Origin of the sequence: Pseudomonas syringae (assembly GCF_021605415.1) — a bacterium.
GTDB classification, from domain to species: Bacteria; Pseudomonadota; Gammaproteobacteria; order Pseudomonadales; family Pseudomonadaceae; genus Aquipseudomonas; species Aquipseudomonas syringae_S.
In genome coordinates this window covers 22,599-46,602 of sequence record NZ_WKEQ01000003.1, presented here as the reverse complement: position 1 = coordinate 46,602, position 24,004 = coordinate 22,599, and the positions used below count along the sequence as shown (strand labels likewise).

Below are 24,004 nucleotides of genomic sequence, written 5' to 3'. Positions count from 1 at the left end.
TAAAGAGCAATTGCACCGAGCACGCTAATTTTTCGTAAGTTGTTGTAGTGCCGAATGCGCGAAACATCATTGAATCGATGTTGTTTTTCAAACTCGCTTGAGTTTTCACGCTGCCGCTACAGACGGAACTGATTTAAATCAGCTAACCGACTTATATGTGATTGCAGAAGGGGCTGTTGCAGGTCATCGGCAGCCGGTGGCCTTGAAGTCGAGAGTGAGCTTTTTTGAGATGTGCTCGAACGCTGCACCAATGCGATAAAGAGGTTTCGTGCTTTGCGCTGTATGGGCGCTCTAAATTACCGCTATTGGCTGATTCTGTTGAAAAAGTCAGCCATGGTTTCCGCAGCTGAAAAGTACGCGTTCGAGATTGAAATCTTTACTTTTGGCAGAGGCTTCCGGCCTCGGATTTCACGTAACAGCGTGCAAAAAAGGCGTTTTCACCAGCCAATGATCAGGCAGTTTGGGCAGGCCGACTTTTTCAACAGAATCGGCTGTTTTCTGACCTTCGCTTAGCGGTTGAACTGCCAGGATTTTCCTAGGCGATAAGTGAGTAATTGCATGGTCAGCAAATAGTAATAGCGCGTCGAGTCAGTGCGCTGGTTTAGGTGGTGATTTAAAAACCACGCAAGGTGTTTTCTCTGCCAAGTCCATGGATTGTCGCGTTGCCAGCGCTCAGCGATTGCTGTTTGGATAGCCTCCGCCTGACGAAGGTGGCGTTCGCGTGTGGCATGTGCCCCGGTCAGCACCCCGGCAAGGAAAAGCTCCATATCGAATGGTTTGCTCATGCTCGGCCACCAATGTAAGCCGATACCACGTCGATACGGCCGTGCCCCAGTTCATAGCTGATTTGGTCTCGGGCCTCCCGATCGAGATGTCGGTCGAGTTGATAGCAATGGCCACCGTTGATGGGGGCGAGATGCTGGGTGATTTGCTCATAACGTTCGCATGCGTAGGCCGCCCGCAATTCGTGGAAGCCTTTGAGGTGGTGCGTATGGATAATGACCCGTGCGGGACGGACGATTCCCCGTTGGAAATCAAGGTAGCTTTCGTGCGGTGCAAGCAGGTTGCGGCTTCCGTCGGGCGAGACCTGTTCGGCGTACCTCAGTGCGTCGCGAATGTGTTCATCCACCGTAATCCAACGAGGTGCCGACGCACCTGAGCGACCACCTTTGGTGCCATCCTGGATGTTGATCTTGCCGTATTGTTCGGCCTCACGTTTTAGGCGTGGAAGGTCGGCCAGAATGGCCTCGCGCAAGCGCATACCGGTGGCTCGCGCCAACTGAGTGATGGCCGCGGCGCGCGGCATTTGGTGTTCGCAGAGCACTTCGACGATCCGCTTCACGTGTTCGCGGTCTTGGCCTTGCGGCACCGATCGACGATCACTGGTGCGATGCATTCCCAACGCCTTGCTCGGGCTCGGCACTTTCACATACTGATCACCGCGAAGCGCGGCCATGGTTCGGTTCACGCTGGACAACCGATTTTGCGCGGTGGCGATGCAGATAGCACCTTGTTCAACCTGCTGACGTAGATGTCCTGCGTAATCCAGTAAGGTCTGCCGATCAATCTGCCGCGAATCGTTAAAGCCTGGCCCATCATCCGACCTACACCAGCGCACGAAAGCCTGCCAGCGATCACTGTGCGCCTTGACCGTGCCGTAGTGTCCGCCGCCGAACATGTCTTTCAATGCCTGTGGCCCGGCATAACTCAGTTGCCGACCCCATCCAAAATTTCGCCTGTCCCGTCTACCGACCAATCCCATGATCACACTCCTCTCAAAGCCAAAACCCTTAAAACTTTCCCCACGTCATCCCGCCATGGATGTTGAGTGCTATCAGGGATCAAGGCCCCTGCGACCTGTGAAGGTTGTCCACTCACGCGGGACTGGCGGCTCCTTACGGCCAAGAGCTTGGGCATCTCATGATCTGGCCTCCTGAACACTTCCGAGGAAGTGGGCGGGTGGAGGCTGCGCTGGCTGACGAGGTCAGTGCCGCGAGATCCTGAGTCGGGTGAAGGCAGTGATGCGATGACCGGGTCATGCCTGACTGTCAGTCAGGTGCAGTCCATTCCGTGGGCTGCGGCACCATCATCTGCATCGCTGTTGCTGGTGACTTAGGTGTTTGTCACGCCGATTGTCACGAGGGGGAATGCCGCAAAGCCTTGTACGAGTTGGGCTGCAGCAGCGGTAGGCGCGTCCGTCTCTTCCAGGAAGTAAGAGACGGACGCAGGTTGGCGCAGTGGAATGGCCAAGCGGATAGGTTGCTGCAGGGCAGCCGGGTAGGGTGGGTTTTGCCGCAGTAGGCAAAGCTGAGAAGTAGGCATCCATCACATCGCTGTGACTGTGCGAGCCGCCGGACGCTAATCGCACTTGGGGGGTGAACCGCCACGGTGTGGCGTAGCCTCAAAGGTTCTGGCTACCTGGGTTGCTGTCAATGACAGCGCTTGCACGGTCTTTTCTACGCCCACGGATCGGTAGGGTCAAGGCTCGATTTTCCGAGAATTCCGCGGCTGAAAATGACATTAGTCGTCTATGTAAGTCCGTGGTTTCCAAAAGACGATTGCGGGGGCTTTAATATTTTTTAAGTGAGGCCCATCCAAACAGGGCGGCTTTGCAGCCCTGTTTGGATGGGCCCGCGTGGACAAGCGGATTAATGAGATATGAAGACCGATCGCTTACTCGGTTGCGCCATGTTTTGCTTTTAGTCGCGTGACGTTCGCACCTGCTTGAGTGGCGAATTCGCGTGGGCTGACATGCTCCTGCTGATTAGCCTCAAGGTAGCGACTCCACCAGTTCATGAGCAGCCTGCGCTCCTCGATGAACTCGGCCTTGTGGATGTAGGCCGCTCGGACATTGTTGCGTTCCTTGTGGCTCATCTGCCGCTCGATGGCTGTATCCGTCCACAAACCCGACTCGATCAGTGCGCTGCAGGCCATCGAGCGGAACCCGTGCCCGCAGATCTCGGTTTTGGTGTCGTACCCCATCTTCCGAAGCGCGCTGTTCACGGTGTTTTCGGACATCGGTTTCCAAGAATTGGTATCGCCTGCGAAGACCAAGTCAAATCTGCCTGTGATTCCGTGGATCCGCTCTAGCAGGGCGATCGCTTGTGGCGATAAGGGTACAAGATGGATATCGCCTGCCATCTTCGTGCCTCTTGTGGAAAAGGGTACGCCTTCCAACGCTGGGCGCGTGTCGGGTATTTCCCAGACGCCACGCTTGAGGTCGAACTCGTTCCAGCGGGCGAAGCGCAGCTCGCTGGAGCGTACAAACACATGTAGTGACAGCATGACCGTCAGTCGGGTAAGTGCGCGGCCTTTATAGGTGTCGATCCGCTTCTGTATTTCAGGCAAGCGCGATAAGGGTAAAGCGGGGCGGTGGACTACCCGAGGAGCTTTGATCGAGCCTTCGAGGTCATAAGCAGGGTTCACGGTGATAAGCCGGAGGCGCTTTGCCTCGCGCATGATGCTCTGCAGGTAGTTTTGTACCCTTAAAGCAACGTCTATCGTTCCGCGCTTCTTGATCGCTTCCAAGGGCCGCATAAGGTCGTGGGTGTCGAGGTCGACAATGGCGCGGGCGCCGATCAGTGGGAATAGGTGGGTTTTGAGGCGACTCATCACTGTCTTGGAATAGTCTGGTGCCCACTTGGCTGACATTTCCGTGTGCCAGCCCAGCGCAACGCTTTCAAAGGTTCGGCCTTTGATCACGGCTTGCGCCTTGGCTTGGGTCTTGGCTCCTATGGGATCAATGCCATCCGCCAGCATTCGCTTGAGCTCCAAGCGCTTGCGGCGCGCATCGGCGAGCCCTATAACGGGGTAATTGCCGAATGCAGTAAGTCCTTCCCGGCCATCAGGTTTGACGTAACGGAGACGCCAGCCTTTGCGGCCATTGGGTTGGACTAGAAGTAGAGGCCGTCGCCGTCGAAAAGCTTGTAGGCGCGGTCTGTGGGCTTGGCCGAACGGCAAGCGGAATCGGAGAGTGGAGCAGTAGTGCGCGACATAAGGGTACTCCCTTTTATCGAACTGACCTTCTACCCCAAACTCTACCCTTAAAACGGTTGGTATCCACCAGAATTCACCAGAATCCGACGGAGCGTCAAAACGAAAAAACCCGCCATAAGGCGGGTTTTTCGGGGGGTTCAGAGATTTTAGAAGCCTTCTCTGGAACCTTGTTTGGCTCCACAACCTGGACTCGAACCAGGGACCCAGTGATTAACAGTCACTTGCTCTACCAACTGAGCTATTGCGGAATTGGTGCGTATGTTACTGATTCAAAAAGAGAAGTCAAGCCTCTGTTATCGGTCTGGATAATTCCGCAGGACGGACGGTGGATTATCCGTGATTGGCAGTTAACAGAATCGCGGCGCGGGTCTACCATGGCCGCCCGGAAGTGGTCACACGCGCTCCCGGCCATTCGCCGAAAAGGAACGCCCATGAACCATCCACTGCTTACCGTTCGCCACATCGAGGTGTTCTCATGAGCATCGCCCAGATCAGCCTGCCGAAAGGCGTCGGCCCTTACGCCGAAAAACTCTTCGACGCGATCACTCAGGCCAGCACTGCTGACGAATTGAATCGTGCGGGCGGCAAAGCCGAAGGTTTTGTCCTGGGTCTGGAGAGTACCAAGGCGATTAAGAGCCAGGTCGCCGAATCGCTGTACGTCGCCTATGACGACGCCGCCAGTCAGCGCGCGAGCGAACTGGGTTAACCGCCGAACGTGACGGTGCCCAGCATCAGTTTGGCCCACAGCATCGTTGTGCCCAGTTGCACCAGCCACAGCGCCAGTCCGCCGAGAAAGACGCCGGCCGCCACTTGCATCACCAGGCTGTTGCCACGCTTGGCCGTGGTGCGAGGGATGAAGTCATCCAGGTCGTCGTCACGGTCGGCGCGCAGGTCATCGTTTTTCATTGGGTGTTCTCATAAAAAATCTTTAGAGTGTCCACAAAACCTGTGGGAGCGGGTTGTTTGTGCAGTCTAGAGGGTGTGGGGACTGTTCCGGGACAAATAAAAACGGGAAGCCCCAGGGCTTCCCGTTTTTCATCGAACGACGAAATCAGATGACCTGAACGATCGCATCCGTCACGGCTTTGATGTTGCTCTGGTTCAGTGCGGCCACGCAGATGCGGCCGGTGTCCAGTGCATAGATGCCGAACTCGTTGCGCAGGCGGTGAACCTGTTCAACGGTCAGGCCGGAGTAGGAGAACATGCCGCGCTGACGGCCGACGAAGCTAAAGTCGCGTTGCGGAGCTTTTTGGGCCAGCAGATCGACCATTTGCTCGCGCATGCCACGGATGCGCAGGCGCATTTCTGCCAGTTCCGTTTCCCACTGCGCGCGCAGCTCAGGACTGTTCAGCACGGCCGCGACAATGCTGGCACCGTGGGTCGGCGGGTTGGAATAGTTAGTGCGGATCACGCGTTTGACTTGCGACAGCACGCGCGCGCTTTCTTCTTTCGATTCGCTGACGATCGACAGGGCGCCGACGCGCTCGCCGTACAGCGAGAACGATTTCGAGAACGAGCTCGACACGAAGAAGGTCAGGCCGGATTCGGCGAACAGGCGCACGGCAGCGGCGTCTTCGTCGATGCCGTCACCGAAACCCTGGTAAGCCATGTCGAGGAACGGCACGTGACCTTTTGCGCGAACCACGTCCAGCACGCTGTTCCAGTCTGCCGGGCTCAGGTCGACGCCGGTCGGGTTATGGCAGCAGGCGTGCAGCACAACGATCGAGCCGTTCGGCAGGGCGTTGAGGTCTTCGAGCAGGCCGGCGCGGTTCACATCGTGAGTCACGGCGTCGTAGTAGCGATAGTTCTGCACCGGGAAACCGGCGGTTTCAAACAATGCGCGGTGGTTCTCCCAGCTCGGGTCGCTGATCGCCACGACGGCATCAGGCAGCAATTGCTTGAGGAAGTCGGCACCGATCTTCAAGGCGCCAGTGCCGCCGACGGCCTGAGTGGTGATGACGCGACCGGCAGCCAGCAGCGGCGAGTTATTGCCGAACAACAGCTTTTGCACAGCCTGATCGTAAGCGGCAATGCCATCGATCGGCAGGTAGCCGCGCGAAGCATGCTGGGCAACGCGAATCGTCTCGGCTTCAACGACGGCGCGCAGCAGTGGAATTCGCCCCTCTTCGTTGCAGTACACGCCCACGCCAAGATTGACCTTGGTGGTTCGAACATCGGCGTTGAATGCTTCGTTGAGGCCCAGGATTGGATCGCGGGGTGCCATTTCGACAGCGGAGAACAGGCTCATTATTGCGGCGGCTCTGAATGGGAATTGGAGGGACGTGTCGCGCTCCAGCCGAATGCACTAGAGCGGTGCACAAACGGGGAGCTAGTATAGAGGCCATCGCTGAACAATGGCGACAGGCGTTTCGGCTTTTAAGGTAAGTTTTTCCGATTTTTTCTTGACCGTTAGTCGCGTGGACTTGTCGGATACTGTACCGGATGTAGGACGTTTGCCTTGAAAGCCAAGGCAATCGCCACCACATTGAGCACAATCTTCGTTTTTCCTTCGGCGACTTCGGTTCGGTTACGGCTTTTCAGTAATTCCCGTATGTGCTCGACGCCGCGATGCCAGAGGTGTTTATGTCCGATCAGTTCCAGCTCGTCACCCGTTTCGACCCCGCTGGCGATCAGCCGGAAGCCATTCGGCTAATGGTCGAAGGCATTGAAGCCGGGCTCGCGCACCAGACGCTGCTCGGTGTGACCGGTTCGGGCAAGACTTTCAGCATCGCCAACGTCATCGCTCAGGTGCAGCGCCCGACGCTGGTGCTGGCGCCGAACAAGACATTGGCGGCGCAGTTGTACGGCGAATTCAAATCCTTTTTCCCGAACAACGCGGTCGAATACTTCGTTTCCTATTACGACTATTACCAGCCAGAAGCTTATGTGCCGTCGTCCGACACCTTCATCGAGAAGGACGCGTCGATCAACGACCACATTGAGCAGATGCGTCTCTCGGCGACCAAAGCGCTGCTTGAACGCAAGGACGCGATCATCGTCACGACGGTCTCGTGCATCTACGGTCTGGGCAGTCCGGAAACCTATCTGAAGATGGTTTTGCACGTCGATCGCGGCGACAAGCTCGATCAACGTGCGCTGGTACGGCGCCTGGCCGACCTTCAATACACCCGCAATGACATGGATTTCGCTCGTGCCACTTTCCGTGTGCGCGGCGACGTTATCGACGTCTACCCGGCGGAATCCGATCTGGAAGCCATCCGCATCGAGCTGTTTGACGACGAAGTGGAAAGCCTTTCCGCGTTCGATCCGCTGACCGGTGAAGTCATCCGCAAACTGCCGCGTTTCACCTTTTATCCGAAGAGTCACTACGTGACGCCCCGGGAAACCCTGCTCGGCGCCATCGAAAACATCAAGGTCGAGCTGGCAGAGCGCCTCGAATACCTGCGCAGCAACAACAAACTCGTCGAGGCCCAGCGTCTGGAGCAGCGCACCCGATTCGATCTGGAAATGATCCTTGAGCTGGGTTATTGCAACGGCATCGAAAACTACTCGCGCTATCTGTCGGGACGTCCCGCAGGCGCGGCGCCACCGACGCTTTATGACTATCTGCCGGCCGACGCTTTGTTGGTGATCGACGAATCCCACGTCAGCGTTCCGCAAGTCGGCGCGATGTATAAGGGTGACCGCTCGCGTAAAGAGACTCTCGTGGAATACGGTTTCCGCCTGCCGTCGGCGCTGGACAACCGGCCAATGCGTTTCGACGAATGGGAAGGGGTGAGCCCGCAGACCATTTTTGTGTCGGCAACCCCGGGCAACTACGAGGCTGAGCACGCCGGGCGAGTCGTTGAGCAGGTGGTGCGGCCAACCGGTCTGGTCGACCCGCAGATCGAAGTGCGTCCGGCGCTAACGCAGGTCGACGACTTGCTGTCGGAAATCACCAAGCGTGTGGCGCTCGAAGAACGAGTGTTGGTCACGACGCTGACCAAACGCATGGCCGAAGACCTCACCGACTACCTCGCCGACCACGGTGTGCGCGTGCGCTATTTGCACTCGGACATCGACACTGTCGAGCGGGTCGAAATCATTCGCGACCTGCGTCTCGGCACGTTCGATGTGCTGGTGGGCATCAACCTGCTGCGTGAAGGCCTGGACATGCCGGAAGTGTCGCTGGTGGCGATTCTCGATGCGGACAAGGAAGGCTTCCTGCGTTCCGAGCGTTCGCTGATTCAGACCATCGGCCGCGCTGCGCGGAACCTCAATGGCCGGGCGATCCTGTATGCCGATCGAATGACCGGCTCCATGGAGCGCGCCATCGGCGAAACCGAACGTCGGCGCGACAAGCAGATCGCGTTCAACCTCGCCAACGGCATCACCCCAAAAGGCGTAGTAAAGGACGTCACCGACATCATGGAAGGCGCGACCGTGCCCGGTTCGCGCAGCAAGAAACGCAAAGGCATGGCCAAGGCTGCCGAGGAAAACGCCAAGTACGAAGCCGAATTGCGTTCGCCAAGCGAGATCACCAAGCGTATTCGTGCGCTGGAAGAGAAGATGTATCAACTGGCTCGCGATCTGGAGTTCGAAGCAGCGGCGCAAATGCGCGACGAAATATCCAAATTGCGCGAACGCCTCCTGGCTGTTTGATCGTCATCGTTTGATAGAAACCCATCGCTGGCAAGGCAGCTCCCACAAGGATTGAAGGCGTACGCAGATTTTGTAAACGCCAATGAAACCTGTGGGAGCTGGCTTGCCAGCGATGAGGTCAGTCCAGCCGCCGCCACAATCAGTGAGCTTCCCCAGCCTTAAGCCCCTGCGGCAATTTTTGGGTCAGCAAAATCGCCAACATGCTGATCCCCAGCGCAATCCCGACAAAGTGAAACGCATCGTTATAGGCCATGATCGACGCCGAGCCCGCGTCCTGAGGCAGGATATACGCCGTGGCGATCAGCGAAATAGTCACCATGATCAGCGGCTGGGTCGACAGCCTGTTCGCTGCATCGGGCGCGCAATTCAGCCTGTTGCCGCCGGACAACGCCACCGGCAATTTCACCAAAGTCGTACAAAGGATTCCGGTCAAACTGACCTTTAAGGCTGGCAATCCACTGCACGGCAAAATACGCCCAGGCATGTCCGTCACCGCCACCGTAAATATCAAAGACGCCCCGACTGCCGCCTCGCAGTGGGTCGTGCCAACGCCGCCCTCGCGACCCGTGAAGCGGAACGTCAGCAAGCACAAAGCAAACTCACGCAACAGGCCAGCCTGATCGCAGCGAGCGATGCACAGGTTGCGACTACCCAAGCCACGCTGGGCCGATTGTAAGGAAAGTTATCAGCCGGCGAATCTGGCATACAGCCGATAAACGTAAATGCCCAGCGCTGTTATTTGCCCATTCACCACGGCCTGCGTGCGTTACAGGCGCAAACTTGGCTTAAATGCCCTATACGCTGGAGCGGGGCGGGCTGGGCCTGTTACCATTCGCCGCTTGCTAGTTCTTTGCTTTTCATCTTTTTCGAGACATGCCATGACCACCGTCCGCACTCGCATCGCGCCATCGCCTACCGGGGATCCCCACGTCGGCACCGCTTACATCGCATTGTTCAACTACTGCTTTGCCAAGCAGCATGGCGGTGAGTTCATCCTGCGGATCGAAGACACCGATCAATTGCGTTCGACCCGCGAGTCCGAACAGCAGATCTTCGATGCCCTGCGCTGGCTCGGCATCGACTGGAGCGAAGGCCCGGATGTTGGCGGCCCGCACGGCCCGTATCGCCAGAGCGAGCGCGGCGACATTTATCAGAAGTATTGCCAGCAACTGGTCGACATGGGTCATGCGTTCCCGTGCTTCTGCACCGCTGAAGAGCTGGATCAGATGCGCGCCGAGCAAATGGCTCGCGGCGAAACCCCGCGTTACGACGGCCGCGCACTCCTGCTGTCGAAAGAAGAAATCGCATCTCGCCTGGCGGCTGGCGAACCCCACGTGATCCGCATGAAAGTGCCGAGCGAAGGTGTTTGCGTGGTACCGGACATGTTGCGTGGCGACGTCGAGATCCCATGGGATCGCATGGACATGCAAGTGCTGATGAAGACCGACGGCTTGCCGACGTACTTCCTCGCCAACGTGGTCGACGACCACCTGATGGGCATCACCCACGTACTGCGGGGTGAAGAATGGCTGCCGTCGGCGCCGAAACTGATCCTGCTGTACGAATACTTCGGCTGGGAACAACCGGAGTTGTGCTACATGCCGCTGCTGCGTAACCCGGACAAGAGCAAGCTGTCCAAGCGCAAGAACCCGACCTCCGTGACCTTCTACGAGCGCATGGGCTTCATGCCTGAAGCGATGCTCAACTACCTGGGCCGCATGGGTTGGTCGATGCCGGACGAGCGCGAGAAATTCTCGTTGCAGGAAATGGTCGACAACTTCGACCTCAAGCGCGTCTCCCTCGGCGGGCCGATTTTCGACATCGAGAAACTGTCGTGGCTCAACGGCCAGTGGCTTCGTGATCTGCCGGTGGAAGAGTTCGCCAGCCGCTTGCAGACCTGGGCGTTGAATCCCGAATACATGATGAAGATCGCGCCGCACGTTCAGGGCCGCGTCGAGACCTTCAGTCAGGTTGCACCGCTGGCCGGCTTCTTCTTTGCCGGTGGCGTGAGCCCGGATGCCAAGCTGTTCGAATCGAAAAAGCTGTCGGGCGATCAGGTTCGTCAGTTGATGCAGTTGATTCTGTGGAAGCTGGAAAGCCTGCGTCAGTGGGAGAAGGACAGCATTACCGCGACGATTCAGGCCGTGGTTGAATCCCTTGAGCTGAAACTACGCGATGCCATGCCGCTGATGTTTGCTGCGATCACCGGGCAGGCGAGTTCGGTTTCGGTGCTGGATGCGATGGAAATCCTCGGGCCGGATCTGACCCGTTTCCGTCTGCGCCAGGCGATTGACCTGCTGGGCGGCGTGTCGAAGAAAGAAAACAAAGAGTGGGAAAAGCTCCTGGCCGCAATCGCCTGATGCGCCTGTAGGAGCTGCCGCAGGCTGCGATCCTTTTGATCTTGTTTCTAAAAGCCAACATCAAAAGATCGCAGCCTGCGGCCGCTCCTGCCGGGTTGCGTCATTGCAAACGCCGGGTTTTCCGGGGGAGGGCGGTAAGTGATTGTAATGCCGACAAAAAATTTTAAATTTTTTGAAAAATAAGTTTGACAGCTTTCGGTTACGCCCTTAAGATTCGCCCCGTCCTCAGCGATGAGGGGCTATAGCTCAGCTGGGAGAGCGCCTGCATGGCATGCAGGAGGTCAGCGGTTCGATCCCGCTTAGCTCCACCAATTTACACTTCAAGGTCTGGCCACACCGGCCTTGAAGCGATCAGCACTCAGCGCTGATCTGGTGTATAGAAGGGTTTGCGTCCCCTTCGTCTAGTGGCCTAGGACACCGCCCTTTCACGGCGGTAACAGGGGTTCGAGTCCCCTAGGGGACGCCAGTTTTACAGAAGTGATGTTGCAAGATGTCACTCCGCCGCGAGGCGAAAAATCCGGGGCTATAGCTCAGCTGGGAGAGCGCCTGCATGGCATGCAGGAGGTCAGCGGTTCGATCCCGCTTAGCTCCACCAATTTGTACACTTCAAGGTCTGGCCACACCGGCCTTGAAGCGATCAGCACTCAGCACTGATCCGTTGTATAGAAGGTTTTGCGTCCCCTTCGTCTAGTGGCCTAGGACACCGCCCTTTCACGGCGGTAACAGGGGTTCGAGTCCCCTAGGGGACGCCACGATTACCCGCTCTGCGGGATTTTATAAGGGTCATTCAATTATTGAATGGCCCTTTTGTTTGTCTGGCGTTTGGCCAAATCCCTTTTTCCTTTAACTGTGCTTCAGACCAGCGGTCATACTCTTGACTTGCAGATTATTATTATGCGAATAATATTCTAGTCGTAATATTCGGAGGCAGCGATGAACGATAAAAAAGCTCAAACCCGTGAACGGATTCTCAAGGCGGCCAGCGCAGCGCTGATCCAGCGTGGCCCGGCTGATCCGAGCGTGGGCGAAGTGATGGGTGCAGCCGGCCTGACCGTCGGCGGCTTCTATGCCCATTTCGAAAGCAAGGACGCAATGATGCTGGAGGCCTTCAAGCAATTGCTCGGCCGCCGTCGCGACCTGATTGCTGACATGGACACTGAACTGACCGGCGAAGAGCGTCGCGCGCTGGTCGCTGCGTTCTACCTGTCGCGAAAGCACCGCGATTCCAGCGACGCAGCCTGTCCGATTCCGGCCTCTATTGGTGAGTTGGGCCGTTTGCCGGAATCGTTCCGCATCGCGCTGAACGAACATCTGGAATTAATGGTGGCGCAGTTGGCCGCCAGCCCCGAAGACACTGATAAAGCCTTGGCCGATGTCGCCCTGATGGTGGGCGGTCTGGCGCTGGCGCGGGCATTGGGCCCAGGTGATTTATCCGATCGATTGCTGCGCGCCGCCAAGTCGGCGGTGCGTTGACCTGAAGGCAGCAGCCTGAGGAATGAGCGATGAGCACGTTGAAATGGGTTCGTGGCGTTAATGGCACCTTGGGCTGGCTTGCACCGAAGCGGGTGGCGGCCCAAATGCGACTGGCATTCATGACGCCACGTGAATTGCCTCCGCGCGATTGGGAGCTGCCGCTGCTAGCGAAAGCCGAACGGATTACCTTGCGCTTCGGCTTGTCCGCGTTGCGTTGGGGGCAAGGCCCGGCGGTCTTGCTGATGCACGGTTGGGAAGGGCGGCCGACCCAGTTTGCCGCGTTGATCACCGCACTGGTCGAGGCCGGATACACCGTTGTCGCACTGGACGGTCCGGCCCATGGGCGTTCACCTGGCCGCGAAGCCAATGTCGTGCTGTTCGCCCGCGCCATGCTGGAAGCGGCTGCCGAATTGCCCCCGCTGCAAGCGGTCATTGGCCATTCCATGGGCGGCGCCAGCGCCATGCTCGCCGTGCAACTGGGGCTGCGCACCGAAACCCTCGTTAGCATCGCCGCTCCCGCTCGCATTCTCGGTGTCCTGCGTGGTTTTGCCCGTTTTATGGGGCTGCCGCCCAGAGCCCGTTCAGCGTTCATCCGCGAGGTCGAGAAAGACGTCGGCATGCGCGCCGCCACGCTGGATGTTGCGCACTATCAATTGGACATGCCCGGCCTCATCGTTCATGCCGAGGATGACAAGCTTGTTTCGGTCAAGGAATCCCAATTGATCCACGAATCCTGGTTCGACAGCCGCCTGCTGCGCCTCGAAAGTGGCGGCCATCAACGCGTGCTTGCCGACCCTCGGGTAATTGATGGCGTGTTATCACTGCTCGCCGGGCGCAGCCTGCAGACGCGGCAATCGGCTTAGGCATCCGTTACACTGCCGCGGTCGAATAATCTGACCGGGAGTGAGGCATGGGCTGGGATCGGGCAACGCCGTTTACGATTGATCTGCAAGTGAGCGCCGACGACATTGACGGTTTGGGGCACGCCAACAACGCCGTTTATGTGACCTGGCTCGAACGCTGCGCCTGGCGCCACTCGCAACGGCTGGGGCTGGATCTGGTCGAATACCGGCGTCTGGATCGGGCGATGGCCGTGGTGCGGCACGAAATCGATTACCTCGCCGCGGCCTATGAAGGCGACGAATTACAACTGGCGACCTGGATCGTCGATTGGGATCAGCGCCTGAAAATGACACGGCACTTCCAACTGATCCGCCCAAGCGACAAGGCCACGTTGCTACGCGCCCAGACCACCTTCGTCTGCATCGAACTGTCCACCGGCAAACCCAAGCGCATGCCCACCGAATTCATCGAAGGCTACGGCCCCGCCCTTCAAATCCCGGACACCACCCCCTCGTAGGAGCTGCCGCAGGCTGCTCCTACACCGGGAATGGGTGAAGTCTGCAGAGGTTTACTTAATCCAGTAAACTGCCGCACGTTTTTCTTGAGTAGTGTTATTCCATGCAAATTGCTCTGGCGCCCATGGAGGGGTTGGTCGACGACATCCTGCGCGATGTGCTGACCCGTGTTGGCGGTATCGACTGGTGCGTCACCGAATTCATCCGGGTCAACGACCAGTTGCTGACGCCGGCGTACTTTCACAAGTTCGGCCCGGAACTGCTCAACGGCGCGCGCACCGCATCCGGCGTGCCGCTGCGCGTGCAGTTGCTCGGTTCTGATCCTGTTTGTCTGGCAGAAAACGCCGCGCTGGCCTGCGAGCTCGGCTCCGAGGTCATCGACCTGAACTTCGGTTGCCCGGCCAAGACCGTCAATAAATCCCGTGGCGGCGCGGTGCTGCTCAAGGAGCCGGAGCTGCTCAATCAAATCGTCGAGCACGTCCGCCGGGCCGTTCCGGCGCATATCCCGGTGACCGCCAAAATGCGCCTGGGCTTCGACAGCCCGGACGGTTCACTGGTCTGCGCCACGGCACTGGCCGAAGGTGGCGCCGAACACATCGTGGTGCATGCCCGAACCAAGGTCGATGGCTACAAACCGCCGGCGCATTGGGAATGGATCCCGCGCGTGCAGGACGTGGTCAAGGTGCCGGTGTTCGCCAATGGTGACATCTGGAGTGTCGACGACTGGCGCCGTTGCCGCGAAATCAGCGGCGTGGAAGACATCATGCTCGGCCGCGGCCTGGTGTCCCGCCCCGATCTCGCCCGGCAAATCGCGGCTGCGCGGGCCGGTGAAGAAGTCGTCGAGATGACTTGGGCCGAGCTGATGCCGCTGATTCAGGACTTCTGGCTGCAAGCCAAGGCGCAAATGACCGCGCGCCAATCGCCGGGCCGACTGAAGCAATGGCTGGCGATGCTGACGCGTAATTATCCGGAGGCGGTGGCGTTGTTCACGGAGCTGCGGCGTGAAACCGACCCCGACCAAGTCTCGCGTTTGCTGGGTGTGCCGTTCGTCGAGGCGGCCTGAAAAAATCTTAAAACGAACTCTTGAAATGCAATCAGCGGTCCCTATCTAGGGGGTACGCGATGCCGAATTCGGGTCGCGGAGTCATAAACCTTGCTGATTGTTTTCAGGAGATTTGCATCATGAGTACCGCATTTTCCCTCGCGCCACTGTTCCGTTCCTCGGTAGGCTTCGACCGTTTCAACGACCTGTTCGAAACCGCCCTGCGCAATGAGCCAGGCAGCACTTATCCGCCTTACAACGTCGAAAAGCACGGTGACGACCAATACCGAATCGTCGTGGCCGCAGCCGGTTTCCAGGAAGAAGACCTGGAACTGCAAGTCGAGAAAGGCGTGCTGACCATCAGTGGCGGCAAGCGTGACGCACACGAAGGCGTGACCTTCCTACACCAGGGCATTGCCCAGCGCGCGTTCAAACTGTCGTTCCGTCTGGCCGATCACATCGAGATCAAGGCCGCGGATCTGAGCAATGGGCTGCTGAGCATCGATCTGTTGCGGGTGATTCCGGAAGAGGCCAAGGCCAAGCGCATTCCGATCAACGGGGCGCAGAAGCCGGTTCTTCAGTAAGTCAGAGCCAGAAAAGGGGGCGCCATGAAATGGCGCCCTTTTTTGTGTCCGTGTCATTCAAGTCGTCGTTTCAGCGATTCCAGCGGCAACGGCCGACTGTGCAAATACCCTTGGTACAAATGGCAGCCCAATCCCTGCAAGAACGCCAGTTGCTCAACAGTTTCCACCCCTTCGGCAATCACCTCCAGCTCGAGGCTACGGGCCATGGCGACAATGGCGCGAATGATTTCCGCGTTGTTGGGGTCGGTGGTCGCATCACGAATGAACGACTGGTCGATTTTCAGCGTATCGACCGGCAAGCGCTTAAGGTACGTCAGCGATGAATATCCAGTGCCGAAATCGTCCATGGCGAAGCTCACGCCGAGTTTTTTCAGGCGACGCATTTTACTGATGGTGTCTTCCAGGTTCTGGATGACGATGCCTTCGGTGATTTCGAGTTTCAGCAGCGAGCAGGGCAGGCCATGGCTAGTCATGCTGCGTTCGATGCGTTCGACAAAGTCGTTCTGGCGGAACTGTCTCGGGCTGATGTTCACGCACAGGCTGAAGGCCAGCGGATCGATCAGGTCGGCGGCGATCAATTGCCTGAACGCATCGCACGCTTCGTCGAGGATCCAGGTGCCGACTTCAAGGATCAGGCCGCTGTCCTCCAGCACCTTGATGAACTCGGTTGGCGATTGCGCGCCCAACTCCGGGTGGTTCCAGCGCACCAGGGCTTCGGCGCCGATAATGCGGTCGCCGCGGGCGTCGACTTGCGGCTGGTAATGCACCGTGAACTCACCGCGAGACAGCGCCAGGCGCAAATCGGTTTCCATGCGCAGTCGCTCGCTCGCCGCTTTCTGCATGGTTTTGTGGTACATCTGCGTGGTGTTGCGCCCGGAATCCTTGGCCCGATACAGCGCAATGTCGGCGCGTTTGAGCAGATCGGTCGGCGTCGAGCCGTGATCCGGAATCAGTGCTACGCCAATGCTCGGCGTGACTTGCAGGCGCTGGCCGTCGAGGAACATCGGCTCCGACAACAGTTCGCGAATGGTGTCCGCCAGTTGCCGTACCTGCGCGCTGACGTCGTTGCGCGAGCCTTCCAGCCCACTCAGCAACACCACGAATTCATCGCCACCCAGCCTCGCGACCGTGTCTTCCATGCGCACGCTGGCTTCCAGCCGTGCAGTAATGATTTTCAGCACCGTGTCGCCCACTGGGTGGCCTAGCGAATCGTTGATGTGTTTGAAGTGGTCGAGATCGAGAAAGAGCAGGGCGCCACGCAGGTTGTGGCGCTTGAGCAGGGCGATCTGCTGACTCAAACGATCCATCAACAATGCGCGGTTGGGCAGGTTGGTCAGCGGGTCGTGATAGGCCAGATGACGGATTTGCGCCTCGGCGTTTTTCAACAGGCTGACGTCCCGGGCGGTCAGCAACAGGCATGCGCTTTCGTTCAAGGTGATCGGCTCGACCGACACCTCGACCGTCAGCAACTCCCCGAGTTTGTTGCGTCCGAGCATTTCCTGATGGTGCACGCGGCCCTTGATCTGCAATTCGGCGAGCAGCGCCGAGCGTTGCTTCTCCTCGGCCCAAATGCCGACTTGATAGACGGTTTTGCCCAGCACTTCGTCGGCGCGATAGCCGGTCAGGCGACAGAACCCATCGTTGACCTCCAGATAGCGCCCGGTGTCGCGCTCGGTGATGGTGATGGCGTCGGGGCTGGAGTGAAACGCCTTGGCAAACTTTTCTTCACTGGCCTTGAGCGCCGCTTCCGAGCGCTGTTGCTGGGTGATGTCGCGCAGGGTGGTGACGATGCACGGCAAGTCGCCGACGCTGATCTGACGGCTGGAGATCACGCAGGTCAGGGATTGGCCGTCCTTGTGCTGAACGATGATCGCAACGTTGCTCAGGCTCTGCTCGCGGATCACTTGTTCGATACGTTGCAGGCTTTTGGCCGAAGCGTCCCACAGGCCGATTTCTTCGGCGGTGTGCCCGATCACGTCGGCGGCGCTCCAGCCGAAGGTCTGGCTGAAACTTGAATTGATTTCGATGAACTCACCGGTGTCCTGGCGGGTAACGCAAATCGGGTCGGGGCTGACCTGGAACAGCGTGGCGAATTTTTCTTCGGACGCCACCAGGCGCTGTTCACGTTCGACCTGATCGGTGATGTCCAGCAGCGTACCCGCCATGCGCAGCGGGGCGCCGTTGTCATCGCGATAGAGGCGCGCGCGGCTTTCCAGATAACGCGAGCTGCCGTCCGCCAGTTGCACGCGGTAGGTCAGTTGATAATTGCCGGCAGGGCCTTCGCGCAGGCTGCGGTAGGCGTCGCGCATGGTGTCGCGTTCTTCGCCGGGCACGCCTTCAAAGAATTCTTCGAACGATTCATGAAAAGGTATCGGCTCAAGCCCGTGCAATTGCGCGGCCCGCGCCGAGCCATAAAGCATGCCGCTGGGGATGTGCCAGTCCCAGGTGCCGAGCTGCGCGGAGTCCAGCGCCAGGTCGAGGCGTTCCTGGCTGTCCTTGAGGGCGTGTTCGGCGATCTTGCGTTCAGTAGTGTCGAGAAAAGTGCTGAGCAGGTACGGCTGCCCTTCGAGTTCGACCTTTTGCGCGCTGAGAATGCCGTCGTGGATCTGGCCGTTGCTGGCGCGGAACTGCACCTCCATGCTGATCAGATCGCCCTTGGCCTTGGTTTTTTTGACCAGCTCCGCCCGTTGTTCGGGATGCACCCACAAGCCCAGTTCCAGCGTCGTGCGGCCGATGGCGTTCTGCACCGGCCAGCCGAACAGGCTTTCAAAATACTGGTTGGCCTCGGTGATCAGCCCGTCTTCCTGACGAGTCAGTAGCACCATGTTCGGGCACAGATGAAACAGGGTGGCGAAACGTTTCTCTGAACTGCTCAAGGCTTGTTCGCGTTGGCGTTGGTGGGTGATCTCGCGGATCACCCCGATCATTCGCGGTCGCCCAAGTTTGTCCGGCAGCAGACTGCCGTTGATCTCGAGCCAATGCAGGCTGCCGTCGGGCCAGCGAATGCGGTGGTGCATCGCTTGCTCCAGTGGCGCGCCGGCGATGACCGCATGAAAAGCGCGAACGGTTTTCGCCCGGTCTTCCGGCGGCAGCAAGTCAAGGTATTCGAGGTCTTCCGGCAGCGGTTGCCGTGGATCGAAGCCGAACAGCGCTTGAGTACCCCGTGACCAACTGATCTGCCCTCGCTCGATGTCCCAATACCAGGCGCCGAGCCGGGCACCGTTCAATGCCGCCAGCAATTGCGGCGCACTTTCCCAACTTTGCTCTGAGCGTCTTGGGTCAATGGCCTGAATGCGCGGCATCGGCGGAATTCGGTCAACGGGTTTCGGCATTGTTCAGGGCCTTGAGCTGGTTTTGGCGTTTGGCACGGGAAAAAACGACGCTAAAGAAGTCGCACACGTCAGCCATGAGTCCCTGGCAGATCAATCTGTGCGTCCAGCAAGGCCATGAAGGCCCGCGCTGCGTTCGATAGCGTCCTTTCGGTGTGCACGATATAGCCTAGCTGGCGACTGAGCTGTATGCCCGGCAAAGCGATGCTCGCCACTTGGTCATCAAGCATGGTGCGTGGCAAAACGCTCCAGGCGAGGCCGATGGACACCATCATCTTGATGGTTTCCAGGTAGTTGGTGCTCATGGCGATGTTCGGTGTCAGGCCTTGGGCTTCGAACAAGCGCTGGACGATATGGTGAGTAAACGTGTTGCCACCGGGGAAAACCGCCGGATGACCGGCGATGTCGGCGAGGCTGATGGCGCCGTTGTTGATCAACGAATGCTCTGGAGCGACCACGAAATCCAGCGGGTCGTCCCAGACGGGTGTGGCTTTGACCAGCGTGTGCGGCTCCGGCGCCAAAGTGATGACCGCCAGTTCTGCCCGGCCATGGAGAATTTCTTCGTAGGCCACTTCCGAATCGAGGAACTGAATATCCAGCGCAACTTGTGGGTAGCGACGGGTGAACTCCCTTAATAAAGGTGGCAGGCGGTGCAGGCCGATGTGGTGACTGGTGGCCAGCGTCAGCCGGCCGCTGACTTCGCCGGTCAGATTGGTGAGAGCGCGGCGGGTGTCATCCAGCACATTGAGTATTTGATAAGCCCGGGGCAACAGGGCCCGGCCGGCCTCGGTCAATCCGACTTCGCGGCCCAGCCGATCGAACAATCGCACCTTCAATTGCTGCTCCAGGCCGGCGATGCGTTTGCTGATTGCCGGTTGCGTCAGGTGCAGGCGTTCACCGGCGCCGGAGAAGCTTCCGGTCTCGGCAATCGCAATAAAAGCATTAAGGTTGGCCAGATCCATGGTCGTATTCCAGTTGGTTATCCAAAGCATAAAAAATATGAATTTGAGTTATTTAATGTAACCCCATAGGATCGGCCTCACAAGCCAAAGGGTTATTGAAGCAGTCAAGGCCCGGGGCATAGAAACAAGCTGATGAGGAAACCGTCTGATGGCCGGCAAAACGCTCTACGACAAGCTCTGGGATTCGCATTTGGTCAAGCAGCGCGACGATGGTTCGGCGCTGATCTACATCGACCGTCACATCATCCACGAAGTGACCTCGCCGCAAGCCTTCGAAGGCCTGCGTCTGGCCGGGCGCAAGCCTTGGCGCATTGATGCCAACATCGCGACCCCGGATCACAACGTACCGACCACCCCGGAGCGCAAGGGCGGCATCGAAGCCATTGCCGACCAGGTCTCGCGTTTGCAGGTTCAGACCCTCGACGACAACTGCGATGAATACGGCATCGTCGAATTCAAGATGAACGACGTGCGCCAGGGCATCGTTCACGTGATCAGCCCGGAGCAGGGCGCGACCTTGCCGGGCATGACCGTGGTCTGCGGCGACTCGCACACCTCGACTCACGGCGCATTCGGCGCTCTGGCTCACGGCATTGGCACTTCCGAGGTCGAGCATGTGCTCGCCACGCAGTGTCTGGTCGCCAAGAAAATGAAGAACATGCTGGTGCGCGTCGAAGGCCAATTGCCGTTCGGCGTGACCGCCAAGGACATCGTCCTCGCCGTGATCGGCAAGATCGGCACCGCCGGCGGTAACGGCCACGCCATCGAGTTCGCCGGCAGCGCGATTCGCGATCTGTCAGTCGAAGGCCGCATGACCATTTGCAACATGTCCATCGAAGCCGGCGCCCGTGTGGGACTGGTGGCAGCCGATCAGAAGACGGTCGATTACGTCAGAGGTCGTCCGTTTGCACCCAAAGGCGCCGAATGGGATCTGGCCGTCGAATCGTGGAAGGATCTGGTGTCCGACGACGACGCCACATTCGACACCGTGGTCGAACTCGACGCCGCGCAGATCAAGCCGCAAGTCAGTTGGGGCACGTCTCCGGAAATGGTCTTGGCGGTTGATCAAAACGTGCCGGATCCGGCCAAGGAAATGGATCTTGTCAAGCGCGACTCCATCGTCCGCGCGCTGAAATACATGGGGCTGACTGCCAATCAGGCGATTACCGACATCCAGCTCGACCGCGTGTTCATCGGCTCCTGCACCAACTCGCGCATCGAAGACTTGCGCGCGGCGGCCGTGATCGCCAAGGGCCGCAAAGTCGCGTCGACCATCAAGCAGGCCATCGTGGTGCCGGGTTCAGGTCTGGTGAAGGCCCAGGCGGAATCCGAAGGGCTGGACAAGATTTTCCTCGAAGCCGGTTTCGAATGGCGTGAACCGGGTTGCTCGATGTGCCTGGCGATGAACCCGGATCGCCTGGAGTCCGGCGAGCATTGCGCCTCGACGTCCAACCGTAACTTCGAGGGCCGTCAGGGCGCCGGTGGCCGTACGCACCTCGTCAGCCCGGCGATGGCCGCAGCGGCAGCGGTGAACGGTCGTTTCATCGACGTCCGTGAATTGATTTAAAGGAGCGCAGCATGAAAGCTTTTACCCAGCACACTGGTCTTGTCGCACCTTTGGATCGTGCCAACGTCGACACCGACCAGATCATTCCGAAGCAATTCTTGAAGTCGATCAAGCGCACGGGTTTCGGCCCGAACCTGTTCGACGAGTGGCGTTACCTTGACGTAGGCCAGCCGTACCAGGACAACTCCAAGCGTCCGCTGAACAAGGATTTCGTCCTCAACGCCGAGCGTTATCAAGGCGCCAGCGTGTTGCTGGCTCGGGAGAACTTCGGTTGCGGCTCCAGCCGTGAGCACGCGCCGTGGGCGCTGGAAGAGTACGGTTTCCGCAGCATCATCGCGCCGAGCTACGCCGACATCTTCTTCAACAACAGCTTTAAGAATGGCTTGCTGCCGATCATCCTGAGCGACGCTGAGGTAGACGAACTGTTCAAGCAGGTCGAAGCCGAGCCGGGCTATCAGTTGCAGGTTGATCTGCAAGCGCAGACCGTCACCCGTCCGGATGGCAAGGTGTACAACTTCGAGATCGACGCGTTCCGCAAGCATTGCCTGCTCAATGGTCTGGACGATATCGGCCTGACCTTGCAGGACGGCGACGCCATCGCGACGTTTGAAGCCAGACATCGCGTCAGCCAGCCCTGGTTGTTCCGCGACGCGTAAGCGGAATCTGGAATTGATGCAGTCAGTGGCGGCCCTATCGCTGGCAAGCCAGCTCCCACAGGTTCTGTGAACAACGCAGATCACTGTGGGAGCTGGCTTGCCAGCGATGAGGTCGTAACAGACACCCGACATCCAAGGATAAGATGATGACCAGCACCGCCCAACACACACACGTCGTCCAGAAACAATTCGGTGAGCAGGCCTCGGCCTACCTGACCAGCGCCGTCCACGCGCAGGGCGCGGAATTCGCGCTGCTACAAAGCGAACTGGCCGGGCAGGGCGATGCGCGGGTGCTGGACGTGGGCTGTGGCGCTGGTCATGTGAGTTTTCATGTGGCGCCGCTGGTGAAAGAAGTGGTCGCCTACGACCTGTCGCAGCCAATGCTCGACGTGGTCGCTGCCGCCGCTATTGATCGCGGCCATGGCAACGTGTCCACGGTCAACGGTGCCGCCGAGCGTCTGCCGTTTGCCGACGGTGAATTCGACTTCGTGTTCAGCCGATACTCGGCGCATCACTGGAGCGACATTGGCCTGGCCCTGCGCGAAGTGCGCCGCGTGCTGAAGCCGGGCGGGGTGGCGGCGTTTATCGACGTCATGTCGCCGGGAAGTCCGCTGCTGGATACTTACCTGCAATCGGTCGAAGTGCTGCGCGACACCAGCCATGTGCGCAACTATTCCGCCGGCGAGTGGTTGCGTCAGGTCAGTGAAGCGGGTTTGCATGCGCGCAGCACCACGCGTCAGCGTCTGCGCCTGGAATACACCAGTTGGGTCGAGCGCATGCGCACACCTGAGATAATGCGCGCCGCAATCCGTCAGTTGCAGCAGTCGATGGGCAACGAAGTGCGCGACTATTTCGAGATTGAAGCCGATGGCACGTTCAGCACGGATGTCATCGTATTGATGGCTGAGCGATAACAAATTTTCCCCGGCGTGCCGTCAACGGCGCGCCGACTGAAGACACGAGGAACGCATGAGCAAGCAGATTCTGATTCTCCCAGGTGACGGTATTGGCCCGGAAATCATGGCCGAAGCAGTCAAGGTGCTGGAGCTGGCCAACGACAAGTACAGCCTGGGCTTCGAATTGAGCCACGACGTGATCGGTGGCGCGGCCATCGACAAGCATGGCGTGCCACTGGCCGATGAAACCCTGGAGCGTGCCCGCGCTGCCGACGCCGTGCTGCTGGGCGCCGTGGGCGGCCCGAAATGGGACACCATCGAACGCGACATCCGTCCTGAGCGGGGCCTGTTGAAAATCCGCGCGCAACTGGGCCTGTTCGGCAACTTGCGTCCGGCGATCCTCTACCCGCAACTGGCCGAGGCTTCGAGCCTGAAGCCGGACATCGTGGCTGGCCTCGACATCCTGATCGTCCGTGAACTGACCGGCGGCATCTATTTCGGCGCGCCACGCGGCACCCGCACCCTCGACAATGGCGAGCGTCAGGCCTACGACACCTTGCCGTACAGCGAAAGTGAGATCCGTCGCATCGCTCGCGTCGGTTTCGATATGGCCATGGTGCGCGGCAAGAAGCTGTGCTCGGTGGACAAGGCCAACGTGCTGGCCTCCAGCCAGTTGTGGCGTGAGATCGTCGAAGAAGTGGCCAAGGATTACCCGCAAGTCGAACTGAGCCACATGTACGTCGACAATGCGGCGATGCAACTGGTGCGCGCACCGAAGCAGTTCGACGTGATCGTCACCGACAACCTGTTCGGCGACATCCTGTCCGACCAGGCGTCGATGCTCACCGGTTCCATCGGCATGCTGCCATCGGCTTCGCTGGATACCAACAACAAGGGTATGTACGAGCCTTGCCACGGTTCCGCACCGGACATCGCAGGCCTTGGCATCGCCAACCCGCTGGCGACCATTTTGTCGGTGTCGATGATGCTGCGTTACAGCTTTAACCAGCAGGCCGCCGCCGATGCCATCGAAAAAGCCGTCAGCCTCGTTCTGGATCAGGGTTTACGCACGGGCGACATCCTGTCGGCCGGTTGCACTAAAGTCGGTACGCAGCAAATGGGCGACGCAGTAGTCGCCGCGCTGCGGAATCTGTAATCTCTCGGGCCCGCTGCGAAATT

18 protein-coding genes, 5 tRNA genes and 3 pseudogenes are annotated in these 24,004 nt (G+C 59.0%); 17 read left to right on the top strand and 9 right to left on the bottom strand.

Annotated elements, in window-relative coordinates:
• Positions 1–509 precede the first annotated feature (509 nt).
• The 4 genes and pseudogenes from GIW69_RS02950 to GIW69_RS02935 all read right to left on the bottom strand — a co-directional run bounded on the left by GIW69_RS02950 (position 510) and on the right by GIW69_RS02935 (position 4,244).
• Positions 510–785, bottom strand: coding sequence for a hypothetical protein (locus GIW69_RS02950; protein ID WP_236480634.1), 276 nt, complete (start codon positions 783–785; stop codon positions 510–512).
• Entirely contained in the window at positions 782–1,762 is a 981-nt protein-coding gene (locus tag GIW69_RS02945) for an integrase domain-containing protein (RefSeq protein ID WP_236480633.1), read from the bottom strand. The genes GIW69_RS02950 and GIW69_RS02945 overlap by 4 nt, the downstream gene beginning before the upstream one ends.
• 911 nt (positions 1,763–2,673) lie before the next feature.
• Positions 2,674–3,995, bottom strand: a pseudogene (locus tag GIW69_RS02940) (tyrosine-type recombinase/integrase).
• Between the two features lie 173 nt (positions 3,996–4,168).
• Positions 4,169–4,244: transfer RNA gene (locus GIW69_RS02935), tRNA-Asn, on the bottom strand.
• A gap of 227 nt (positions 4,245–4,471) precedes the next feature.
• Between GIW69_RS02935 and GIW69_RS02930 the strand changes: the two genes are divergently transcribed.
• Positions 4,472–4,702 (top strand): hypothetical protein, encoded by a 231-nt coding sequence (locus GIW69_RS02930; protein WP_236480632.1) that lies wholly within the window; start codon positions 4,472–4,474, stop codon positions 4,700–4,702.
• On the opposite strand, the gene GIW69_RS02925 is transcribed toward GIW69_RS02930, so the two are convergent.
• Positions 4,699–4,902 (bottom strand): hypothetical protein, encoded by a 204-nt coding sequence (locus tag GIW69_RS02925; RefSeq protein ID WP_236480631.1) that lies wholly within the window; start codon positions 4,900–4,902, stop codon positions 4,699–4,701. The two genes, GIW69_RS02930 and GIW69_RS02925, sit on opposite strands and share 4 nt — an antisense overlap.
• 145 nt (positions 4,903–5,047) lie before the next feature.
• Entirely contained in the window at positions 5,048–6,244 is a 1,197-nt protein-coding gene (locus GIW69_RS02920; RefSeq protein ID WP_236480630.1) for an amino acid aminotransferase, read from the bottom strand.
• A 335-nt stretch (positions 6,245–6,579) separates the two neighbouring features.
• On the opposite strand from GIW69_RS02920, the gene uvrB reads away from it, so the two are divergent.
• Positions 6,580–8,598, top strand: a complete 2,019-nt coding sequence (uvrB, locus tag GIW69_RS02915) for an excinuclease ABC subunit UvrB (protein WP_236480629.1) — start codon at positions 6,580–6,582, stop codon at positions 8,596–8,598.
• Between the two features lie 139 nt (positions 8,599–8,737).
• On the opposite strand, the pseudogene GIW69_RS02910 reads toward uvrB, so the two are convergent.
• Positions 8,738–9,019 (bottom strand): annotated as a pseudogene (locus GIW69_RS02910) (hypothetical protein); the annotation flags it as partial.
• Here GIW69_RS02910 and GIW69_RS26330 point away from each other — a divergent pair.
• The 11 genes and pseudogenes from GIW69_RS26330 to GIW69_RS02850 form a co-directional block, all read left to right on the top strand.
• Positions 8,913–9,218: pseudogene (locus GIW69_RS26330) on the top strand (hypothetical protein); the annotation flags it as partial. The pseudogenes GIW69_RS02910 and GIW69_RS26330 overlap by 107 nt on opposite strands.
• Positions 9,219–9,476: 258 nt before the next feature.
• The gene (gltX, locus tag GIW69_RS02895; RefSeq protein WP_236480628.1) at positions 9,477–10,958 is read left to right on the top strand and encodes a glutamate--tRNA ligase; all 1,482 of its coding nucleotides are present in this window, start codon (positions 9,477–9,479) and stop codon (positions 10,956–10,958) included.
• 235 nt (positions 10,959–11,193) lie between these two features.
• A tRNA-Ala gene (locus tag GIW69_RS02890) sits at positions 11,194–11,269 on the top strand.
• Positions 11,270–11,348: 79 nt separating this feature from the next.
• Positions 11,349–11,424 (top strand) — tRNA-Glu (locus tag GIW69_RS02885).
• A 53-nt stretch (positions 11,425–11,477) separates the two neighbouring features.
• Positions 11,478–11,553 (top strand) — tRNA-Ala (locus GIW69_RS02880).
• An 81-nt stretch (positions 11,554–11,634) separates the two neighbouring features.
• Positions 11,635–11,710, top strand: a tRNA-Glu gene (locus GIW69_RS02875).
• A gap of 181 nt (positions 11,711–11,891) precedes the next feature.
• A complete protein-coding gene (locus GIW69_RS02870; RefSeq protein ID WP_236480627.1) occupies positions 11,892–12,431 on the top strand; it encodes a TetR/AcrR family transcriptional regulator in 540 nt (179 codons plus the stop codon).
• Between the two features lie 29 nt (positions 12,432–12,460).
• Entirely contained in the window at positions 12,461–13,294 is an 834-nt protein-coding gene (locus GIW69_RS02865) for an alpha/beta fold hydrolase (RefSeq protein WP_236480626.1), read from the top strand.
• A gap of 47 nt (positions 13,295–13,341) precedes the next feature.
• On the top strand, positions 13,342–13,791 hold the full coding sequence (locus GIW69_RS02860) for an acyl-CoA thioesterase (RefSeq protein ID WP_236480625.1): 450 nt from the start codon (positions 13,342–13,344) through the stop codon (positions 13,789–13,791).
• Between the two features lie 101 nt (positions 13,792–13,892).
• Positions 13,893–14,852: a tRNA-dihydrouridine synthase gene (locus GIW69_RS02855; protein WP_236480624.1), complete on the top strand. Its 960-nt coding sequence runs from the start codon at positions 13,893–13,895 to the stop codon at positions 14,850–14,852.
• A gap of 119 nt (positions 14,853–14,971) precedes the next feature.
• Positions 14,972–15,415, top strand: a complete 444-nt coding sequence (locus tag GIW69_RS02850) for an Hsp20 family protein (protein WP_236480623.1) — start codon at positions 14,972–14,974, stop codon at positions 15,413–15,415.
• 53 nt (positions 15,416–15,468) lie between these two features.
• On the opposite strand, the gene GIW69_RS02845 is transcribed toward GIW69_RS02850, so the two are convergent.
• Both GIW69_RS02845 and GIW69_RS02840 read right to left on the bottom strand, forming a co-directional pair.
• Entirely contained in the window at positions 15,469–18,747 is a 3,279-nt protein-coding gene (locus tag GIW69_RS02845) for an EAL domain-containing protein (protein WP_236480622.1), read from the bottom strand.
• A gap of 68 nt (positions 18,748–18,815) precedes the next feature.
• Positions 18,816–19,706, bottom strand: coding sequence for a LysR family transcriptional regulator (locus GIW69_RS02840; RefSeq protein WP_236480621.1), 891 nt, complete (start codon positions 19,704–19,706; stop codon positions 18,816–18,818).
• Between the two features lie 148 nt (positions 19,707–19,854).
• Here GIW69_RS02840 and leuC point away from each other — a divergent pair, with 148 nt between their 5' ends.
• The 4 genes from leuC (at position 19,855) to leuB (ending at position 23,981) form a co-directional block, all read left to right on the top strand.
• A complete protein-coding gene (leuC, locus tag GIW69_RS02835; RefSeq protein WP_236480620.1) occupies positions 19,855–21,273 on the top strand; it encodes a 3-isopropylmalate dehydratase large subunit in 1,419 nt (472 codons plus the stop codon).
• Between the two features lie 11 nt (positions 21,274–21,284).
• Positions 21,285–21,929, top strand: coding sequence for a 3-isopropylmalate dehydratase small subunit (gene leuD / locus GIW69_RS02830; protein ID WP_236480619.1), 645 nt, complete (start codon positions 21,285–21,287; stop codon positions 21,927–21,929).
• A gap of 146 nt (positions 21,930–22,075) precedes the next feature.
• Positions 22,076–22,843, top strand: coding sequence for a class I SAM-dependent methyltransferase (locus GIW69_RS02825; protein ID WP_236480618.1), 768 nt, complete (start codon positions 22,076–22,078; stop codon positions 22,841–22,843).
• Positions 22,844–22,898: 55 nt separating this feature from the next.
• Complete coding sequence (gene leuB, locus GIW69_RS02820; protein WP_236480617.1) at positions 22,899–23,981, top strand: 3-isopropylmalate dehydrogenase; 1,083 nt, start codon at positions 22,899–22,901, stop codon at positions 23,979–23,981.
• The last annotated feature ends 23 nt before the right edge of the window (positions 23,982–24,004 follow it).

What these genes read in the sequence shown, in the direction of transcription:
- GIW69_RS02855 (WP_236480624.1), top strand. Translation starts at nt 13,893, where the DNA reads ATGCAAATTGCTCTGGCGCCCATGGAGGGGTTGGTCGACGACATCCTG.
- GIW69_RS02845 (WP_236480622.1), bottom strand. Translation starts at nt 18,747, where the DNA reads ATGCCGAAACCCGTTGACCGAATTCCGCCGATGCCGCGCATTCAGGCC.
- GIW69_RS02870 (WP_236480627.1), top strand. Translation starts at nt 11,892, where the DNA reads ATGAACGATAAAAAAGCTCAAACCCGTGAACGGATTCTCAAGGCGGCC.
- GIW69_RS02950 (WP_236480634.1), bottom strand. Translation starts at nt 785, where the DNA reads ATGAGCAAACCATTCGATATGGAGCTTTTCCTTGCCGGGGTGCTGACC.
- GIW69_RS02920 (WP_236480630.1), bottom strand. Translation starts at nt 6,244, where the DNA reads ATGAGCCTGTTCTCCGCTGTCGAAATGGCACCCCGCGATCCAATCCTG.
- gltX (WP_236480628.1), top strand. Translation starts at nt 9,477, where the DNA reads ATGACCACCGTCCGCACTCGCATCGCGCCATCGCCTACCGGGGATCCC.
- GIW69_RS02840 (WP_236480621.1), bottom strand. Translation starts at nt 19,706, where the DNA reads ATGGATCTGGCCAACCTTAATGCTTTTATTGCGATTGCCGAGACCGGA.
- leuD (WP_236480619.1), top strand. Translation starts at nt 21,285, where the DNA reads ATGAAAGCTTTTACCCAGCACACTGGTCTTGTCGCACCTTTGGATCGT.
- GIW69_RS02865 (WP_236480626.1), top strand. Translation starts at nt 12,461, where the DNA reads ATGAGCACGTTGAAATGGGTTCGTGGCGTTAATGGCACCTTGGGCTGG.
- GIW69_RS02945 (WP_236480633.1), bottom strand. Translation starts at nt 1,762, where the DNA reads ATGGGATTGGTCGGTAGACGGGACAGGCGAAATTTTGGATGGGGTCGG.
- GIW69_RS02925 (WP_236480631.1), bottom strand. Translation starts at nt 4,902, where the DNA reads ATGAAAAACGATGACCTGCGCGCCGACCGTGACGACGACCTGGATGAC.
- GIW69_RS02825 (WP_236480618.1), top strand. Translation starts at nt 22,076, where the DNA reads ATGACCAGCACCGCCCAACACACACACGTCGTCCAGAAACAATTCGGT.
- GIW69_RS02930 (WP_236480632.1), top strand. Translation starts at nt 4,472, where the DNA reads ATGAGCATCGCCCAGATCAGCCTGCCGAAAGGCGTCGGCCCTTACGCC.
- GIW69_RS02860 (WP_236480625.1), top strand. Translation starts at nt 13,342, where the DNA reads ATGGGCTGGGATCGGGCAACGCCGTTTACGATTGATCTGCAAGTGAGC.
- uvrB (WP_236480629.1), top strand. Translation starts at nt 6,580, where the DNA reads ATGTCCGATCAGTTCCAGCTCGTCACCCGTTTCGACCCCGCTGGCGAT.
- leuB (WP_236480617.1), top strand. Translation starts at nt 22,899, where the DNA reads ATGAGCAAGCAGATTCTGATTCTCCCAGGTGACGGTATTGGCCCGGAA.
- GIW69_RS02850 (WP_236480623.1), top strand. Translation starts at nt 14,972, where the DNA reads ATGAGTACCGCATTTTCCCTCGCGCCACTGTTCCGTTCCTCGGTAGGC.
- leuC (WP_236480620.1), top strand. Translation starts at nt 19,855, where the DNA reads ATGGCCGGCAAAACGCTCTACGACAAGCTCTGGGATTCGCATTTGGTC.